Origin of the sequence: Streptomyces sp. NEAU-YJ-81, from assembly GCF_017592595.1 — a bacterium.
Lineage (GTDB): Bacteria > Actinomycetota > Actinomycetes > Streptomycetales > Streptomycetaceae > Streptomyces > Streptomyces hygroscopicus_B.
On the sequence record NZ_JAGFNO010000005.1, the window covers coordinates 400,655 to 418,819 of the forward strand.

12 protein-coding genes and 1 riboswitch are annotated in these 18,165 nt (G+C 71.8%); of the genes, 6 read left to right on the plus strand and 6 right to left on the minus strand.

Features of this window, described 5'->3' with window-relative positions:
* Positions 1-93 precede the first annotated feature (93 nt).
* Positions 94-316, minus strand: a riboswitch (cobalamin riboswitch).
* Positions 317-453: 137 nt separating this feature from the next.
* From J5X86_RS15435 to J5X86_RS15450, 4 genes are all read right to left on the minus strand, one after another.
* The gene (locus J5X86_RS15435) at positions 454-663 is read right to left on the minus strand and encodes a hypothetical protein (protein WP_208517367.1); all 210 of its coding nucleotides are present in this window, start codon (positions 661-663) and stop codon (positions 454-456) included.
* 146 nt (positions 664-809) lie between these two features.
* Positions 810-1,724 carry an AraC family transcriptional regulator gene (locus J5X86_RS15440; protein ID WP_208517368.1) on the minus strand — a complete coding sequence of 305 codons (915 nt, stop codon included), beginning with the start codon at positions 1,722-1,724 and terminating at the stop codon, positions 810-812.
* Positions 1,725-1,901: 177 nt separating this feature from the next.
* On the minus strand, positions 1,902-5,195 hold the full coding sequence (locus J5X86_RS15445) for an endo-alpha-N-acetylgalactosaminidase family protein (protein ID WP_208517369.1): 3,294 nt from the start codon (positions 5,193-5,195) through the stop codon (positions 1,902-1,904).
* Between the two features lie 73 nt (positions 5,196-5,268).
* Positions 5,269-5,874, minus strand: a complete 606-nt coding sequence (locus J5X86_RS15450; protein WP_208517370.1) for a GNAT family N-acetyltransferase — start codon at positions 5,872-5,874, stop codon at positions 5,269-5,271.
* 90 nt (positions 5,875-5,964) lie between these two features.
* On the opposite strand from J5X86_RS15450, the gene J5X86_RS15455 reads away from it, so the two are divergent.
* The 6 genes from J5X86_RS15455 to J5X86_RS15480 all read left to right on the plus strand — a co-directional run bounded on the left by J5X86_RS15455 (position 5,965) and on the right by J5X86_RS15480 (position 16,168).
* A complete protein-coding gene (locus J5X86_RS15455) occupies positions 5,965-6,711 on the plus strand; it encodes a response regulator transcription factor (RefSeq protein ID WP_243980386.1) in 747 nt (248 codons plus the stop codon).
* A gap of 101 nt (positions 6,712-6,812) precedes the next feature.
* Entirely contained in the window at positions 6,813-8,174 is a 1,362-nt protein-coding gene (locus tag J5X86_RS15460; protein ID WP_208517371.1) for a cell wall metabolism sensor histidine kinase WalK, read from the plus strand.
* A gap of 66 nt (positions 8,175-8,240) precedes the next feature.
* Positions 8,241-10,286: a glycoside hydrolase gene (locus J5X86_RS15465; protein ID WP_208517372.1), complete on the plus strand. Its 2,046-nt coding sequence runs from the start codon at positions 8,241-8,243 to the stop codon at positions 10,284-10,286.
* Positions 10,287-10,404: 118 nt separating this feature from the next.
* Positions 10,405-13,515, plus strand: coding sequence for an isoleucine--tRNA ligase (ileS, locus tag J5X86_RS15470; RefSeq protein WP_208517374.1), 3,111 nt, complete (start codon positions 10,405-10,407; stop codon positions 13,513-13,515).
* Positions 13,516-13,532: 17 nt separating this feature from the next.
* Entirely contained in the window at positions 13,533-15,131 is a 1,599-nt protein-coding gene (locus J5X86_RS15475; protein WP_208517375.1) for an amino acid adenylation domain-containing protein, read from the plus strand.
* Positions 15,128-16,168 carry a GNAT family N-acetyltransferase gene (locus tag J5X86_RS15480; RefSeq protein ID WP_208517376.1) on the plus strand — a complete coding sequence of 347 codons (1,041 nt, stop codon included), beginning with the start codon at positions 15,128-15,130 and terminating at the stop codon, positions 16,166-16,168. Before J5X86_RS15475 ends, J5X86_RS15480 begins: the two co-directional genes overlap by 4 nt.
* A gap of 107 nt (positions 16,169-16,275) precedes the next feature.
* Here J5X86_RS15480 and J5X86_RS15485 read toward each other — a convergent pair whose 3' ends face one another.
* Together J5X86_RS15485 and J5X86_RS15490 are read right to left on the minus strand one after the other, a co-directional pair.
* On the minus strand, positions 16,276-17,292 hold the full coding sequence (locus J5X86_RS15485) for a class I SAM-dependent methyltransferase (RefSeq protein WP_208517377.1): 1,017 nt from the start codon (positions 17,290-17,292) through the stop codon (positions 16,276-16,278).
* A 40-nt stretch (positions 17,293-17,332) separates the two neighbouring features.
* Positions 17,333-18,115 carry a class I SAM-dependent methyltransferase gene (locus J5X86_RS15490; protein ID WP_208517378.1) on the minus strand — a complete coding sequence of 261 codons (783 nt, stop codon included), beginning with the start codon at positions 18,113-18,115 and terminating at the stop codon, positions 17,333-17,335.
* Positions 18,116-18,165: the final 50 nt, after the last annotated feature.

The window sequence follows — 18,165 nt, forward strand, 5'->3', positions numbered from 1 at the left end:
GGGCTTTCGGCCTCGCGCGGCAAAAGCGTGGCCAACTGCCTGGTATGTACGCCGACCCGCCCTCGAGGTCACCGAGATGTCCGCGCACGAGTCGTCCGTACGCGGGCAGATGGCAGGTCTTCGGACTCACGGGCGCGTCCTCTTGGAGGAGGACACCTAGTGGCCGTCGCTTCCCAGGCCCTCTCACCGGACCCAGTGCGTATGACGGCGGTCGTTCCCGCTCACCGCTGCGGGGCAGTCCCGGATTCCCACCGGGTTCCCTCTTACGACGCATCCCGCCTGGCGGACGGGGCGAACCAGCTACACCAGCCAGCCTACGGGGCCGTCCGGCGGTGTGCAGGGGGCGGTCCGGTATTCGGGATGGTGAATTGGGACACGCGATGGCCGAGGGTACGGCCGGTGCCGCCCGGGCCGTGCACCGGCCGCACCCCGTCCATCAGCGAGCTCAGGGGGTCAGCACGCGCCGGAGTCCGACCCGCCCGCCAGATTGACCGGGACGGTGACGAAGGAGAACTGGTTGCTGGCGCACACGCCGGGGTAGGCCGTGCTGCTGGAGTTGTTGACGGTGACATCGGGCGCGTCGTCCGCGATGGCGCCGCCCGCGCCGACGGCGAGGGACGCGGCGGTGAGAGCGAGCGTGGACAGGGCGGTCCGGATACGCATGGGAACTCCTTGCTGAGAATCTGCCGCCGGATATGACCGGCTTCGCATGCATGGTGCCCCTTTGGTAGGGCAATCGCGGCCCACCGTCCCTCCAATGGCGGAAGCCGCCCCCGCAGCCGTCCGGCCGGCCCAAGGCGCGCGTCCGGTCATCCGCCGCCGCGCCGACCGTCGTCCGCCGGCGCGGACAGCGGGATCGTCGGTGGACGGCTGGGGTCGGGGATGCGGTCGGTGAAGCCGCCGGGGACCGAGCGGCACTGCTGCTCGCGGAAGTGGACCGGTGCGGTGCCCACTCGGCGGGCGAACAGTCTGCTGAAGTAGGCGGGGTCGTCGTAGCCGACGCGGCGGGCGATGGCGGCCACCGGCAGTTCGGTGCCGACGAGGAGTTCCTTGGCGCGGCCCAGCCGGATGCCGAGGAGGTAGTCCTTGGGGCTGCACCCCGCGCCGCGGCGTACCGCGGTGCGCAGTTCGGCCGGTGTCATGCCGTGCCGGGCGGCGTGTTCGGTCACCGAGAGCGGCTGGAAGGCGTCCCGGGCCAGGGCCTGGAGCACCGGATGTCCGTCGGCGCCGGTGTCGGCGCGGACGCGGCGGAGGGCGACGAGGAGTTCATGGACGGCGGCCGCGGTCTCGACCTCCAGGAACGGATTGCCCTGGCGCGCGGCGCGCGCGATCCGGCCGATGGCCGTACGGGCGGTGGCGGTGTCGGTGAGCGCGACCACGGGGCCGTCCGCGTCGAGATAGCCCAGGTCGGCGTAGGCGGCGGTGGCCGGTCCTGTGAAGTCGACGAACGCCTCGTCCCATCCGGTGTCCGGGTCCGGGGCGTAGTGGTGGGTGACACCGGGGGTGAGCCAGAGCAGCGCGGGCGCGGTGACGGTGCGGCGGCGGCCGTCCACGCCGCGGAACCATCCGCGGCCCGCGCTGATGACCACCGCCACATGGTGGTCCAGGACGCGCGGGCCGACGACGGGCAGGGCGCCGTGCTGGAGGCCGACACCCAGACACACCAGGCCGAGCCGGTGATGGGCCGGGCTGGGCGTGAAGTACCGCATCCAGGTGTGATACATCCGCGGTCCCCTCCGGTCGGCTGCGTCCCATCACTCGCCGATCTTCGTCCACGGACTGCCCGGCCGCCAAGGGGAGGGTGATCCTGGCGAGGAGGAGAGGGCCTTACCGGAGGTGGGGGTTGGCGGAGGGAGCCGGGTCGCGGAGGTGTGTCCGCGCGCCCCGCTCCCTCCGCCGTGTCAGTCCAGCTCCTCCACGGTGAAGGAGTCGAGCGTGAACTCCGCGGTACCGCTGTCACCGGTCTTCCGCAGCCCCACCCACATCTCGCCGTCCGCGGGCGCGGTGACGGTGTAGCTGTGGGTGGCCCGCCCGGTGGCGGCGGGCAGGGGGGTGCGCTCCAGCTCGCGTGGTTCGGGTGCGTCCACGGCCGTGATCCAGGCGTACTGACCGGCCGCCTCGTTGGCGTACGTCAGGCTCACCCGGTAGCGCCGCCCCGCGCGGAAGCGGGCGGTGTGCGGCACCGTGCGGTAGACGAGGCCCGCGTTCTCGCCGCGTGACTTGAGGGACTGGCCGCCTTCCAGCACATCGTCGATCACCTTGCCGTTCCATCCGGCCTGGGTGAACGGGGCGTGCCGCTGGGCGATATGGGTGCGGGGGTCGGTCACCCCGCCCGCGTCGCCCTTGACGAACGGGCCCCAGCCCTGTGGCACCCGCTCGAAGTCCTCGTACACCAGGGTGCCGGGCTTCGTCGTGCGCTGGGCCCGCACCACTCGCAGCCGGTCGAAGCGGACGCGGGCGCTGCCCTCGGCCACCGCCAGGGTGAGGGTGACCGGTCCGCCGCCGTCGGGGACGGTGAAGGAGGTGAACATCCGCTGGAAACGGGTGCCGTGCTTGCGGTCGGCGGCCATGTGGTTGACGGCGGTCGAGGTCTCGGTCCAGTTCTCCGAGGTGACGCCGTCGGCGGTGTGCACCCGCAGCGCGGCCCGCCGCCGCTCACCGGCCTTCGCGCCCACCTCCACCTGAACGGAGGCCATATAGCCGCCGGGGGCCAGCCGGTCGAGTCGCCGGCCGACGGTGGCGGCCGCGCCCTCGCCGATGACCAGTTCGTAGTCGCCCAGCGCGCTGCGTTCGACGGTGGCCGGGCCGGTGGTCTGCCAGCCGCGCAGCGACCCGGAGTGGAAACCGGGATCGTACAGCGGGGTGCCCTCGCCCCAGCCGGGGGCCGCCTGGGCACGGGCCCGGGAGCGCAGCACCACGTACGGGACGTCGGGGTCGGCCGTGATGCTGAGGTGGCCGTCGCGCACCGGCAGGGTGACCGGCTCGGCGCGCCCCTGGTCGGTGAGGCGGTACAGCACCACGGACCGCTGCCCCGACCAGCCGCGCGGCAGCCGCCAACGGGTGGTGCCACCCGCGGGGTTGTAGTGGTAGAGCTTGGCCGGGTCGGTGGCCTCGCGCGGCTCCCAGGGCAGCAGATACCCGCCGCCGTCGTAGACCAGCCGTCCGTCGGTGGTGATGCGGCGGACGCCACCGGTGTCGGTGACCGAGGTGTGGCCGGGCCCCTCGAAGGTGATCTCGTGGTCGTCCCAGGTGCGGATGGGGTACGCCTGGAGGTATTTGGCGGGCAGGCTGTGGGTCCAGATGAGCCGGTAGAAGGCGGTCCAGTCGGTTTTGCCGGTCCAGCCCTCGAAGTTGCCCATCCGGGGGATGCCCAGCAGGGTCGGCCACTTGTCGGCGAAGACGTCCTTCTGGTGGTTGCGGATGAAGCGGATGAGCCGGGAGTTGACTCCGCGCGAGGTGTCCGGGCCGTAGTCGGTCTCCGTGGCCCAGTGCGACCACAGCGAGGAGCGCTCCAGCCCGTGGCCCCATTCGGTGGTCAGCCGCCAGCCCTGGTCGCGCAGGGCCCGCTGGAGCCGGTCGGAGTTCCAGCCGGACTCGCGGAAGACGTCGATATAGAGCGCGGCGAGGGCCGGGTCGGTGTCGTTCCGTAGATCCTGGAAGCGCCGGATGATATCGCCGGAGACCAGGTCGCGGCGGGGGTCGATGCGGTAGGACTGGTCCAGCCAGTCCCACTGCTTGTCGTCTTTGTCGACCAGCGTCTCGGAGAAGGCGTTGGCCACCGGATAGGACTCGGTGGCGTTGACGTGCACCGCGAAGTCGCTGTTCCAGCGGCGCCCGGAGCGCAGCAGGGTGTTGAGGTCGGCCAGGCCACCGGCGCGGGTGTTGTAGTTGCCCGCGTAGTCGGGGTGGGCGGAGTCATGGCCTTCCGACTGGTAGCCCTTGAGCAGGGTGTACTGCCGCAGTCCGTCGGTGGCCAACGCGATCCGCTTGACGTTGTCGAGGGTGTCGAGGAAGGGGTTGGTGGCCTGGCTGGCGAAGTTGAACGGGATGTGCGGGACGACCCGCAGATGCTGTTCGTCCGCGCCGAGCGGGTTCACCATGATGTCGCGGAAGGCGATGGCGGCGTCCTGCCAGTCGACCACGCCGTCGCCGTTGCGGTCCCGGGTGAGGACCACGGTGGCCCAGGGCAGTGGTTCGGTGGCGCCGACGGCCGCGGTGGCGGCCCGGTGGGTCCACTCACCGCAGGTGAGCCGGGCGGTGATCTGGCCGTCCTCCCGTACCGTCTGCCGCCACAGCCGTCCGTTGTCCCAGGTGGTGCCCGCGGCGGAGGAGGGCTTGTCCCAGACCGTGTTGGTCTCGACGGCGGCCCCGAGCCGGTCGGTGCTGACGACGGCGTAGGCGCAGCCGATGGGCGCGCCGTCGGTGGGGGTGTCGGCCGTGGGCCGGACGGCGGTGTCACCGCTCTTGGCCTGGTCGAGGTCGATCCGGGCGGCCAGCAGGGTGGCGCCCGGCTGGTCGGCGCGGACGCTGAGGAACGCCAGTTGGGGGATGCGCAGGGTGCCCACGCGCAGCGCGTCGGTGTCGGCGATCCGGGTCACCCGCCAGTCGACCTGCCATTCGCTGACCCGGATCCGGATGTCGATCTCGGCGTCCGCGCTGGAGGTGGACGCGTTGGCGGTGTCCGTGCCGGAGGTGGCGGTGTCCGTGCCGGAGGTGGCGGTGTCCGTGCCGGAGGTGGCCGTGGTCGGGCCGAAGGCGAGGGTGTAGCTGATGTGGTCCGGGCCGCTGGTGACGGCGGTGGTGCGCGGGGTGCGTTCGACGCCGTCGATGAGCACCGAACGGACCGGCTCCCGCTGGCCGTGCAGCACCGCGCCGGTCTCACGGTCGATGTACGCGACGATGCGCGGGAACTCCGGGTCCACCCGGATCTCCAGCCGCTTCGACCGCAGCGTGCGCTCGGTGGCGCGGGCGTGTGCGGCGGCGCGGCCGGGTGCGGTGTCACGGGCGTGCGCGGTGCCACCGCCCGTGCCGATGGCCGTTCCGATTCCGGCCAGTGTGGTGGTGACCACGACCGCTCTGCGGCCGGGCCATCCCTCCTTCGGCCGCCCGTCCTCTGCGTAGGTCAACGCGCCGGCTCCTCCCTCGCTGGTGAGAATGGTGCTCCACCTTGGGACGGCGGCGGGGCGGGCGCCCATGGACAAGTGCGCGGGGGTGTTGGACTAACGGGCCGTACCGTCGGCGCCTAACGGGCCGTGGTGCGTGCGCCGGTCACCACAGGCGGTCGATCTCGCCGGGGTACAGCCCGATCCGGGCGGCGAGGAAGTCGGCGCGGTGGCGCCGGGCCGTGGCGGAGAAGAAGTGCGCCATCGTGACCTTGTCGAAGGAGGGCTGGTCGCTCGGGAAGGGGGCGTCCGGAGTGCCTCCGATGAGCACCGCGCCGGGCAGCGGCTGCCATCCCGCACCCGTGTAGAAGTCCCGCAGCGGCCGGTCGCAGGTGAACAGGCCCAGGTCGAGACCGGAGTCGGCCATCGCCCGGTGGGCGGCGGCGACAAGGCGCGCGCCGTGCCCCCGGCCGCGTACCGCCCGCCGGGTGACCACGGTGCTCAGTCCCCCGACCCGGTAGGACCGGCCCGCGTGGGTGAGGGTCGTGGTGAGGATGTCCAGGGCGGCCAGCACGGTGCCTTCGCCGTGGCCGTGGCCGTGGCCGTCGTCCACGAGCAGCATCGACACCGGGCGCAGCGCGGGGTCATGAGTGGGTCCGGGTTCGCCCGCGGTGCCGGGATCCGTCGCGGGCCACGCCTCCTGCTGCAACTCCCACACCTGGGCGCGGAGCGGGGCCGGTGTCTCGGCTTCGGGGTAGGACAGGATCCGCACCCGCCCATTGTGGCCGATGCCGTTAAGAGTGTTCTAAGAGCGTGTTCTGCCAGGGTGGGGGCTGACCTGTGCCCATCCGAAAGGCCCGTGATGTCCGCTGCCGCGTCCTCCCCGTCCGGCCGGGGGAAGCCCACCGACCCCCGGACGGCGGCCGTGCTGGTGGTGGACGACGATCCGGAGGTCCGCGCAGCCCTGGTGGACGGGCTGGCCGTGGAGGGGTACGAGGTGCGGGTGGCCGGGGACGGGCTGGCGGCTCTCAGCGCGATCGCCGCCGAACCGCCGGACGCCATCGTGCTGGACCTGGCCATGCCGGTGATGGACGGGCTGGCGGTGTGCCGCCGGCTGCGCGGCCTCGGCGACCGTACGCCGGTCCTGGTGCTCACCGCCCGGGACGAGATCAGCGAGCGGGTGGCGGGGCTGGACGCGGGGGCCGACGACTACCTGGTCAAGCCGTTCGCGCTGGATGAGCTGCTGGCCCGGCTGCGGGCGCTGCTGCGGCGTGCCGCGCCCGTCGAGCCGCTCGACGAGAACGTGTCCGGTGTGCTCTCCTTCGCCGATCTGACCGTCGATCCGGAGAGCCGCGCCGGAACGCGCGGCGGACGGCGGATGGAGTTCACCCGCACCGAGTTCGCGCTGCTGGAGGTGTTCCTGCGCCATCCGGGCCAGGTGCTGCCGCGGGAGCTGATCCAGGAGCTGGTGTGGGGCACCGAGTTCGCCTCGGACTCCAACTCGCTGGCGGTCTACATCGGCTATCTGCGCCGCAAACTGGAGGCGGAGGGCGCTTCGCGGCTGGTCCACACGGTGCACGGCATCGGTTACGAACTGGGCGAGCGATGAGCGCCGCCCGTCGGTCTGAAGAAGGCCCAGCGGGCAACCGTCGATCCGGAGAGCGTCGAGCCGGGAGCCGCCTGACGGGCCGTCTGCCGCTGCGCACCCGGATGGCGCTGATCACCTCGGCCGCGGTGGCGCTGGTCACGGTCGGGGTGTGCGCCGCCGCGTATGTGGTCATCCGCTACGAACTGGTGCGTCAGCTCGACCTCCAGCTCACCCAGCAGGCCACCCTGCTCGCCCAGGAGCGGCGTGACGAGGGCACCGGGACGCTGTACGGCGAATGCCGGTGGCTGGCCGCCCCGGCCTGCGCGCAGGTCGTCACCCCGCGGACGGGCCCACCGGGGCACCCGGCGGGCAAGGACCTGCTGATCCCGGTCACCGACGCCACCCGCCAGGTGGCCGCGGGCACTCGCGGCGCGTACTACAGCGAGGTCACCGTGCGCGGACACCGGATGCGCACGCTGACCACCCCACTGCGGGGCCCTCGCGCGCTCCAGCTCGCCGTGCGCTCCGACACCGTCGAGCAGGGCGAACGCCAGACCGCGCGGCTGCTCGCCGCCATCGGCGCGGCGGGGGCGCTGCTCGCCGCCGGGCTCGGCTATCTCGCCTCCAGGCGGGCGCTGGCGCCCGTCACCCGGCTCACCGCCACCGCCGAACGGATCGCCGCCACCCGCGATCCGGCCCATCGCATCGAACTGCCGCCGGAGGAGGGGCGGCGCGGGGACGAGATTTCCCGGCTGGCCGGGAGCTTCAACACCATGCTCGGCGAGCTGGAGGAGTCGGTGGCCGCCCAGCGCCGTCTGGTGGCCGACGCCTCCCATGAGCTGCGTACCCCGCTGACCGCGCTGCGCACCAACGCCGAGTTGCTGGCCCGTGCCGACCGGCTGTCCCCCGCCCAGCGGGACCGGGCCGCGTCGGCGCTCGGCGGCCAGTTGCGCGAGGTGACCGGCCTGGTCAACGACCTGATCGAGCTGGCGCGGGACGAGGAGCCGCTGCCGCTGGTGGAGCCGGTGCGACTGGACCTGCTGGCCGCGCGCTGTGTCGAGGAGGCCCGCTCGCACTGGGCGCACACCGCCTTCACCACGGAGCTGGCCGAGGTCACGGTGGACGGGGTGCCCGCGCGGCTGGCCCGGCTGCTGACCAATCTGCTGGACAACGCCGCGAAGTTCAGCCCGCCCGGCGCCGAGGTGGAGGTCCGGCTGACCTCTGGCGCACACGCCATCGACCTCACCGTCCGTGACCACGGGCCCGGTATCGCCGCCGAGGACCTGCCGTATGTCTTCGACCGCTTCTACCGCTCCCGGCAGGCACGCGCGCTGCCCGGTTCCGGGCTGGGGCTGGCCATGGCCCGGCAGATCGCCCGGGCGCACGGCTCCGCGCTCACCGCGGAGGCGGCCGACGGCGGCGGTGCGCTCTTCCGGCTGCGCATCCCGCGCCACCGGTCCGGCGGTCCGGCTCCGGAGGCGTAAGCCCTCCGCGGATCTCCGGGGTCGCTTCTTAGAAGCCCTCTTATATCGGCTCGCTATCAACGTCCCATGAAACGCAACCACTTCACCTCGCCGCGGGTGACCGCCGCGGTGGCGCTCGCGGGCGCGGTGTCCTGTCTCGCCCTCGCCTCGACCACCCTCGCCTCCACCACCCACTCCGGCACCACCCGCTCCGGGAAGGACGCACCGCGGCCGGTTGTGGTCGGTGGCCACCGTGTGGAGGTCCCGGTGTCGGGCGGCACCGCCACCGTCGACACCACCTCACTGCGGGTCACGGCCCGTACGGGGCAGGGGACCATGGAACTGTCCGCGCCCGCCGCCACCGTTCCCGGGAAGCCCGGCTCGGTGACCACCGTCCCGGGCACCGCCCGCTGGAGCTACCCGGACACCGGATTGGATGTCACGGCCCGCGCCGGTGACAACGGCCGTCTGGAGCTGTCGGTGACGGCCACCGGAAAGGCTGCTGGTGAGGCCGCCCGTACCCTGTCGTGGCCGGTCACCGGCACCGACCGGCGCGCCACCGCCGTACAACTGCCGCGCGGCGAGGGGCTGTCGCTGCCGGTGGCCGACCGCTTCTGGAACTCCTCCCGGGCCGATCTGGTCGACACCGACATGGCCATGGAGTCGGATCTGTCGATGCCGCTGTGGGGGTACACGCTCGGCGACCGCCAGGGTGTGAGCTATCTCGTGCCCACTGACATCGGCACATCGCTGCGCGTCACCTCCGACGCGGGCAAGCTGCGCACCGCCGCCACCCACCGGTTCTCGCGCGCCGACGGCACCACGCGGTACACCGTGGCCTTCTCCCTCACCGACGGCTCCCCGGTGGCCGCCGCCCGCGACTACCGCGCCTGGCTCGGCGAGCACGGACAGCTGAAGAGCCTGCGGGAGAAGATCCGGGAGACACCGGCCACCGGGAAGCTGCTCGGCGCCTTCCACGCCTATCTGTGGGGCGACGCCCGCAAGGCCGACTTCATGGGCAGGCTGCGCGGCCTCGGCGTGGACCGGATGTGGCTGGGCTACGACGCCGACGACCGGCCGATGGACGCCGCGGCCACCGCGGCCGCGAAGAAGGCGGGCTATCTCGTCGGCCCGTACGACTCGTTCGCCAACGGGCAGGACCCGGCCACCTCCGACGCGCCGACGTCCACCTGGCCCGGCACGGTGTACCCGGACTTCTGCGTCCGGGACGCCGAAGGCAAGCCCGTCCCCGGTTTCCATGACCGAGGCTGCTACCTCTCCTCCGAGGCGTTCGAGAAGGCCGAGCCGCGCCACCACCACCTCGCCGACCGCACCCGCGAGATGACCAAGGCGGGCGCCGACAGCTACTTCCTCGATGTGGACGCGGCCGGTGAGCTGTTCCGCGACCACAGCCCCGCTCACCCCATGACCAAGGCGCAGGACCGCGCCAACCGGCAGGCCCGGATGAAGCGGCTGTCCGACCGCGGGCTGGTCCTGGGCTCGGAGTCCGCCGGGGCCTGGGCCAACCCGGACCTCGCCTTCGACCATGGCTCGGGCACGCCGGTGGCGGGCGGTCTGTGGACGGCGCAGCGCGACAAGGAGACCTGGGGCGGCTACGCCCCCGCCGACGCACCGGGCGTCTTCTTCAAGCCCGCGGAGCTGCCCGCCGATGTGGCGAAGGCGATGTACGACCCGGTGTACCGCGTGCCGCTGTACGAGACCGCGCTCCATGACTCCGTGGTGAACACCGAGCGCTGGGAGCTGTCGTACGACAAGCTGCCGCGGCAGAAGACCGACCGCGCGCTGCTCGGCATGCTGTACAACACCCCGCTCAACTTCGTGCTCACCGGCGACTCGCTGAAGAACAACGGTCGCGAACTCGCCACCCTCCAGAAGTACTTCGCGCCCCTGCACAAGGCGGCCGGTACCGAGCCGCTGACCGATTTCCGGGCGCTGACCGCCGATCGCACCGTGCAGCGCACCGTCTTCGGCGACGGCACCCTCACCGTGACCGCCAACTTCGGCAGCACACCCCACAAGGGCCTGCCCGGTGGCTGTGTGGACGCGCGGCTCCGTGGCGACACCACGCCGCGGCGGCTGTGCCCGGCCACGGTGAACGGAACCGCCGGGTAATCGCGCGGCGCCGTCGGTGTGGAAGCCGATGTTTCTACGATTACCGGACGTTGCCCATCCCATCGTTAGAGTCGGCCCTCACTGCACTGCGGGCCGACCCTGCGAGGTTTACTGAGCGATGGCATATCCAAAGGCCGGGGCCGAAGGCGTACCCGCGAGACCGCACTTTCCGGATGTCGAACTCGACGTACTGGATTACTGGGAGAAGCACGACATCTTCCATGAGTCCGTGGCAGCGCGGAAATCCGACGACGCCGATGAATTCGTGTTCTACGACGGGCCGCCGTTCGCCAATGGCCTGCCGCACTACGGGCATCTACTGGCGGGCTATGCGAAGGACGTGGTGCCGCGCTATCAGACCATGCGCGGGCGCCGGGTCGAGCGGCGGTTCGGCTGGACCTCGCACGGGTTGCCCGCGGAGCTGGACGCCGAGAAACAACTCGGCATCACCGCCAAGTCCGATATCGAGCGGATGGGCGTCGAGCGGTTCAACGAGGTGTGCCGGACGACGGTGATGCGCTATACCGGCGAATGGCGCGACTACGTCAATCGGCAGGCCCGCTGGGTCGACTTCGACGAATCCGTCAAAACCCATGACCTCGACTACATGGAGAGCGTCATGTGGGCGTTCAAAACCATGTGGGACAAGGGGCTGATCTATCAGGGGCATTCGGTTTCCTGGTATTGCGCGCACTGCGAGACCCCGCTGGCCAATGCCGAGAGCAGCGGCCGTATCGACGGCAGCGACACCCATCGCGACGTGCCCGGCAGCACCGTGGTCGTGGGCGTACGGCTCGATGGTGGCGAGCTGCTGCTGGTGGAGTCCGACCAGCCCTGGGCGCTGCCGGGCGCCACGGCGGTGGCGGTGCATCCCGACGCGCAGTACGCCGTGGTGGAAACCGGCGGGCGGCGCCTGGTGGTGGCGGCCGACCGGCTCGACGCCCATGCCGAGCTGGTGGGCGACGGACCGGTGGTCGCCCGGCACAGTGGCGCCGAGCTGGCGGGACGCACGTACACCCCGCTGTTCGACTTCTCGGCCTCCGCCGACGACAGCCATGTCGTGGTGGCGGAACGCTTCGTGGACACCGACGAGGGCACCGGTGCGGTGGCCGTGACCCCGTGTTTCGACGAGCGGGACCACACCCTCGCCACCGACGCGGGCATCGGCCGGACCTATCCGGTCGACTCCGGCGGCCGGTACACCGACGAGGTGCCGCCGTGCGCGGGAGCCCCGGTGCTGGAGTCCGCCGAGACCGTGACCGGTCTGCTGGCGGCGAGCGGCGCCCTGCTGAGCAGCCGGCCGCATACCCGGTCCCGCCCGCACTGCTGGCGCTGCGGCAATCAGCTGCTGCAACAGGCCATCCCCACCTGGTTCGTCGCCGTCACCCGGCTCCGCACCCGCATGCTCGAACTCAACGAGCGGATCCAGTGGACACCCGAGCATGTGCGCGACGGCCAGTTCGGCAACTGGGTGCGCGGCGCCAAGGACTGGAACATCTCCCGCAACCGCTACTGGGGCGCTCCCATCCCGGTGTGGGTGTCGGACGACCCGGCCCACCCCCGGGTCGATGTGTACGGCTCCCTGGACGAGATCGAGCGCGACTTCGGCGTACGGCCGGGCGATCTGCACCGTCCGTACATCGACGAGCTGACGCGCCCCAACCCCGACGATCCGTCGGGCCGGGCGGTGATGCGGCGGGTGCCCGAGGTGCTGGACTGCTGGTTCGAGACCGGCTCCATGCCGTTCGCGCAGGTGCACTACCCCTTTGAGAACGCCGAGTGGTTCGAGCGCCACTCCCCGGGTGACTTCGTGGTCGAGTACTACGCCCAGACCCGTGGCTGGTTCTACAACATGCACGTCATGTCCACCGCGCTGTTCGACCGGCCCGCCTTCGCCAACTGCACCGTCCTCGGCGTGGTGCTCGGCCACGACGGCCAGGCCATGTCCAAGGCGCGCAACAACTACCTCGATGTCAACGACATCTTCGCCCGTGACGGCTCCGACGCCATGCGCTGGTTCCTCATGAGCTCCCCTCTGCTGCGCGCCCGCGACCTGGAGGTCACCGAGGCCGGCAGCAAGGAAGCCCTGCGCCAGGTGCTGCTGCCGCTGTGGAACGCCTGGCACTTCCTGGCCCTGTACGCGGGCGACACCGAGGGCCACGTCCGCATCGGGGCGGACCACCCGCTGGACCGCTACCTCCTCGCCAAGACCCGTGACCTGGTCGAGCTGACGACCGGCGCGATGGACGGCTACGACCTGTCCCGCGCGTGCTCCGCCCTGCGCGACCACCTGGATGTGCTGACCAACTGGTACATCCGCTGCTCCCGCGACCGGTTCGCCGCCGGAGACCGCGCGGCGGTGGACACCCTGCACACCGCGCTCGAAGTGCTGTGCCGGCTGATGGCACCGCTGCTGCCGCTGATCACCGAGCGGATCTGGCGCGGGCTGACCGGCGGCCGGTCGGTGCATCTGACCTCCTGGCCCACTCCCGGGGAACTGCCGTCCGACCCGGAGCTGGTGCGGGTGATGGACCGGGTGCGGGAGGTCGCCTCGACCGCCCTCGGCCAGCGCAAGAGCCACCAGCTGCGGCTGCGGCTGCCCCTGGCGCGGCTGGTGATCGCCGACCCCGACGCCCCCGCGCTGGAGCCCTACACCGCGCTGCTGCGCGACCAGCTCAATGTCAAGGACGTCCGGCTCACCACCGATGTCTCCGCACACGGCCGGATGCGGCTGACCGTCGACCCCCGCAAGTGCGGGCCCCGCCTCGGCGGGGCGGTGCAGGAGGTCATCCGCGCCGCGGCCACCGACGACTGGACGACGAACGAGGACGGACACGTCGTGGCGGCGGGGCGGGAACTGCTCGCCGGTGAGTACGAGCTGCGGCTCGTCGCCGACGGACCGGGCGCCGTCGCGGCTCTGCCCGGCGGAGCCGGACTGGTCGTCCTCGACGTCGAGGTGACCGAGGAACTGGCGGCCGAGGGCGCGGCGCGTGACCTGGTGCGCGTGGTGCAGCAGGCGCGCCGCGCGGCCGGTCTGGAGGTGTCCGACCACATCGCGCTGAGCGTCGATCTGCCCGAGACGGTGGCGGCACGGATCCGCGCCTACGACGCGCTGCTGACGGCCGAGACCCTGGCCGGGCGCCTGACGTTCGGCCCCGTCGCGGACGCCGCTCACGAGGGCCTGATCGGCGAGGGCACCGCGGTCCGGGTGCACATCGACAAGCTCTGACACAGGAAGAGAATCGGATGACCCGTCTTGACGCGCTTGTGAGCGCACAGGCCACGCGAACTCCGGAAGCGGACGCGGTCGTGTTCGGCCCGACCCGGCTGACCTATCGGGAGCTGGAGGAACGCTCCCACCAGCTGGCCCACGCGCTGCGGGCCGGCGGGCTGCGCCCGGACGACCGCGTGTGCGTACTGGCGCCCAAGGGCGCGGACGCGGTGGTGTTCCTGCTCGGTGTGCTCAAGGCCGGTGGCGTCTGTGTGCCCCTGGACACGGCGTCGCCGGTGGACCGGCTGGTGTCCATCGTGAACCAGACCGCGCCATGCCTGCTCCTCGCCGACCGGCAGCGAACCCCCCTGGCCACCGAGGTGGCGGCCGCCGCCGCGCCCGGCGCGGTAGCGGGCCTGTGCCTGCCCTACGGGGACGCCACGGCCGCGGGCGACCTCCCCTCCATCACCGCGGCCGATGTCGCCTCGGCGCCGACGACGGCACCCGAACCGGTCAGCGGCGAATCCGGCGTGGCGTATGTGCTGTTCACCTCCGGCTCGTCGGGCGAACCCAAGGGCGTACCGCTCACCCACGCCGGCATCGTCCACTTCGTGACCTGGGCCAACGAACACTTCGGGCTCGGCCCGGACGACCGGATCTCCTGCCATCTCCAGATGCACTTCGACGGTTCGCTGTGGGATGTGTACGGGCCGCTGATCTGCGGGGCCGAGCTGCATCTGGTCCCGCCGGAGGCGAGCCTGCTGCCGACCACACTGGCCGCGTTCATCCGCGAGGCACGGCTGACCCAGTGGCTTTCGGTGCCGTCCGTGCTCAGCGCGATGGCACGCCACGATGTGGTGGAGAAGGACGACTTCCCGCATCTGCGCCGGGTGTTGTGGGGCGGTGAGGTCTTCCCGCCCACGGATGTGGAGTACTGGATGCGCCGACTGCCCCACGTCACCTTCACCGGTTTCTACGGCACCACCGAAACCACCATCGCCAGCTCCTTCCACACCCTGACCGAACTGCCCGACGAGGCGCTTCCGGTCGGCCGGGCCATCCCCGGCGAGTGGCTGGAGGCCGTCGACGACCAGGTGCGCCCGGTCGCCCCCGGCGAGGTGGGCGAGATGGTGATCGGCGGCGCGGGGGTCAGCCCGGGGTACTGGCGTGACCCGGAGCGGACCGCGGCCTCGTTCATCGAGCTGCCCCCCGGCTCCGGACGGCGCGCGTACCGCACCGGAGACCTTGGCAGCAAGGATGCGGACGGGCTGCTGCGCTTCCACGGCCGCGCCGACCGCCAGGTCAAGGTCAACGGCTACCGCGTGGAGCTGGACGAGGTGATGACCGAGCTGCACTCGCTGCCGGAGATCGCCGCCGGGGCGGTGGTGTCGGTGCCGGGCCCCGCCGGGTCCCCGCTGATCTGCGCCGCCTACACCCTCGCCACCGGTGTCTCGCTGACGACCGCCCAGGTGAAGGCACGGCTCGCGCACAAGGTGCCCGGGTACATGCTGCCGTCGCGCTGGCTCGCACTGGAGTCGCTGCCCGTCAACGCCAACGGCAAGACCGACCTGCGCGCACTCCAGCAGCGCTTCACCGCCGACGAGGCCGTCCCCGGCGGCGGTGGCGGCGCGTGAGCGGGTTCTCCTTCACGGCCTGCACGGCCCGGGACAGAGCGGAGATCGCGGACTTCCAGGACTCGCTGTGGCGTGGCGGCCGCGACGCCAACCTGGCCTATATGGACTGGAAGTACGCCACCAACCCCCACCTCGACGACCGGTATGTCACCCTCGCCCGCGAGGGAGGAGAGCTGGTCGGCATGGTGGGGGTCTTCGGCGCCTGCTGGGAGGTGGCGGGGGAGCGGTTCATGCTGCCCTGCCTGACCGACACCGTGGTCGGCCCCCGGTACCAGGGCAGCCCGCTGTTCCGGATGCTCACCGACGAGGTGGTGGCACGGCTGCGCGCCGACGGTGTGCCCTGGCTGCTGGACTTCGGCGACCAGGGAGCCGGTCCCGCCATGCTGATGAACGGATGGCGCCCGATCGGCCCCTGGGCGCAAGCGGTGGTGAAGCGCGAGAAGCCACTGGTGGCGGAATGGCCGTGGGATGAGCTGCCCGCCATGCGAGGAGCCAGGTCCGGCCTGACCATACGTCCGCCGGCCGCCGTGGCCGCGGAGGCGATGGCGGGGCTGGTGGCACGGCTGCCGGGCGGCAAAGGCCCGCGCCCGGTGCGGGACGCCGCTTACTTCCGCTGGCGCGCCGCCAACCCACTGGCCCGGTACTTCCATCTGGTGGCCGGTGACGGATCCGTCGAGGGCTATCTCATCGGGCACCGCTCGGGCGTCGACACCGACGACGGTGAGACACCCACCACGATCGTGGACTGCGAGGCCACCTCCGACGAGGTGTTCGCGGACCTGGTGGAGGCCGCCCTGGCGTGGCTGCCCGGCGCCGAGGTGCTGATGTGGGTCCGCGATCTGCCGGCGGTGCGGGTGGCGGCGCTGCGCGCGCGCGGCGCCGAACTCGACGAGCCCACCGGCCTGTTCACCCGCGACATGTACCTCCCCAGTCTGATGATCCGCGCGACCGGCGCCGAGATGCCGCCCGCGCTGAGCGACATCGACCGGCCGGACGGCTGGAATCTGAGCGGAGTCTCCGGCCGCGCCTGGCGATGACCCGGGCGAACGCAGCCCGACGCAGCCGATTCCCTTCGCCACCTGCGGACAACAGCGCCGCTCGCCCCCTCTCCGGGAGGCGAGCGGCGCTGTTGTCCGCCGCGGTCCTAGCTGGGGCGCAGCTCGAAGAGCAGACCGCCGGGCGGCCGGTTGAACTCCTGGACCGCCTCGCACTCCCAGCCGGAGGCGTCGAACGCCGCCATCCAGTCCGACCGCGTCGGCAGCGTCACCCCCATCAGCGCGTGGGCGAACTCGAAGCCCAGGGTGAAGATGGGCGTATGCGGCCCCGGCGTCATCTCGCTGCGCACCACATCGCACAACAGGAACCGCTCGACATCGGGGAAAACCTCGCGGATCCTGCGCAGCACCGTCACACACTTGTCGTACGGCCAGAAGTCATGCCCCATGAACACGCAGGTGACCACGTCGATACCGGCGAAGTCGGGCAGCTCGGGCAGTGCGTGCACATCGCCGTGGTGGACCGAGATCCGGTCCGCCATCCCGGCCTCGGCGAAGGAGGCTCCGGACAGTTCCACGGCCGCGGGCGCGATGTCCACTCCGACGCCACGGACACCGGGGTGGTTGCCCGCGATACGGATGAGCCGCTGGCCGGAGCCGCAGCCCAGGTCGCACACCGCACGCGGCGGCTGGTCGGCGAGGATCTTGTCGAAGCGCAGCTCGACCTCGACATCGCCGATCATCCGGGAGCTCACCGCGACGGCTCGCATGTCCCGGTGGTAGAACTCGCCGTGCCGGTTGCGCTCCAGCGCCACCTGCGGTGCCCGGCTGGTCAGCTCGCCGTTGCCACCGGCCAGCCAGTAGAAGTAGCCGCGGTCGAGGTAGGCCGCCTCGAAGCCCGGTCCCGGCCGGGCGGACCGCTCGTCCAGCTCGACGATTCCGGCCCATTCCAGGGGCAGGAGGATGCCGCGGACCACGGCGGGGTCGATCCGGTCCGCGCCCTCCTCACGGTCGTCGAACCGGATCTCGCCGCGGTCCTTGAGGTCGTCGAGCAGCCCGAGTTCCACGGCGGCCGACAGGGCGGAGACCGCCACGGACGAGCAGAACAGGGAATCGGTGGTCGGAGTGGCTGCCGGAGTGAAGGTGAAGTGCGGTGTCGTCGTCATCGCTGCTCCTTGTGTGGTGAGGGGGTGAGTTCGCGGCCGGTCACTTTTCTTCGAAGGGCTTACGGGCGCGGTAGATGGTGCGGCAGGGGACGGGGGTCAGGGAGCACGAACCCGAATCGCATTTGACGTAACGCTGCTCGAAGTCGTGCTCGGCCGGGACGAGACCGGCCGCCTCCAGCGCTTCGGCCACCTCGGCGTCGTCGTACTCCCAGCTGCGCAGCGTCTGGTCCACCCGCTCGGCGGCCATCCCCGTGCCGAAGACGCCGGAGACGCGCAGCATCCCCGTCCTCGCGCCGTCGTCCCAGACACCGCGCTTGACGATCACCGCTCCGGCGTCATCGGTCAGGGTGACGTTGTTCCAGTGGCGGAAGTGCGATCCGGCGTAGAGGTCGAAGACGAACTCCCCGCCGGGCAGCAGTGCCTCGCGTACCGAGGTGAAGCACTGGGTCAGCTCCGCCACCGACCCCAGGTGGTTGAGCGCCCCGTCCAGGCTCACGCAGGCGGCGGCCGGACGCGGGGTGCGGAAGGTCCTGGCGTCGGCCTCGATCAGCGTCAGCGTGCCACTTTCCACCGCGGGAGCGAGTTTCTTGCGCGCGATGTCGAGCATCGCGGCCGACCCGTCCACGCCGGTGGCCTGCCAGCCCGCCGCACAGAAGACGGACGCCGTCACGCCCGTGCCGCAACACAGGTCGATCACCGAACGCTCCGGCAGTCCCTGCCGGTCGAGGTGGTCGGCGAGCCGGGGCGAGAAGGTGTGGACCCATCCCGTGTACCGGCTGTCGAAGAAGGCGGCGAAGCCGTCCGTGTAGTAGTAGTTCTCCATAGTGCGCCTCCGTGGGCCGCGGTGTGAAGGAAGGTGGTCGGTGGCGGCCG

Excerpts from the sequence above, each read along its gene's own strand:
- J5X86_RS15435 (WP_208517367.1), bottom strand. The coding sequence starts at position 663 with ATGCGTATCCGGACCGCCCTGTCCACGCTCGCTCTCACCGCCGCGTCC.
- J5X86_RS15460 (WP_208517371.1), top strand. The coding sequence starts at position 6,813 with ATGGCGCTGATCACCTCGGCCGCGGTGGCGCTGGTCACGGTCGGGGTG.
- J5X86_RS15455 (WP_243980386.1), top strand. The coding sequence starts at position 5,965 with ATGTCCGCTGCCGCGTCCTCCCCGTCCGGCCGGGGGAAGCCCACCGAC.
- J5X86_RS15485 (WP_208517377.1), bottom strand. The coding sequence starts at position 17,292 with ATGACGACGACACCGCACTTCACCTTCACTCCGGCAGCCACTCCGACC.
- ileS (WP_208517374.1), top strand. The coding sequence starts at position 10,405 with ATGGCATATCCAAAGGCCGGGGCCGAAGGCGTACCCGCGAGACCGCAC.
- J5X86_RS15490 (WP_208517378.1), bottom strand. The coding sequence starts at position 18,115 with ATGGAGAACTACTACTACACGGACGGCTTCGCCGCCTTCTTCGACAGC.
- J5X86_RS15465 (WP_208517372.1), top strand. The coding sequence starts at position 8,241 with ATGAAACGCAACCACTTCACCTCGCCGCGGGTGACCGCCGCGGTGGCG.
- J5X86_RS15440 (WP_208517368.1), bottom strand. The coding sequence starts at position 1,724 with ATGTATCACACCTGGATGCGGTACTTCACGCCCAGCCCGGCCCATCAC.
- J5X86_RS15475 (WP_208517375.1), top strand. The coding sequence starts at position 13,533 with ATGACCCGTCTTGACGCGCTTGTGAGCGCACAGGCCACGCGAACTCCG.
- J5X86_RS15445 (WP_208517369.1), bottom strand. The coding sequence starts at position 5,195 with ATGGGCGCCCGCCCCGCCGCCGTCCCAAGGTGGAGCACCATTCTCACC.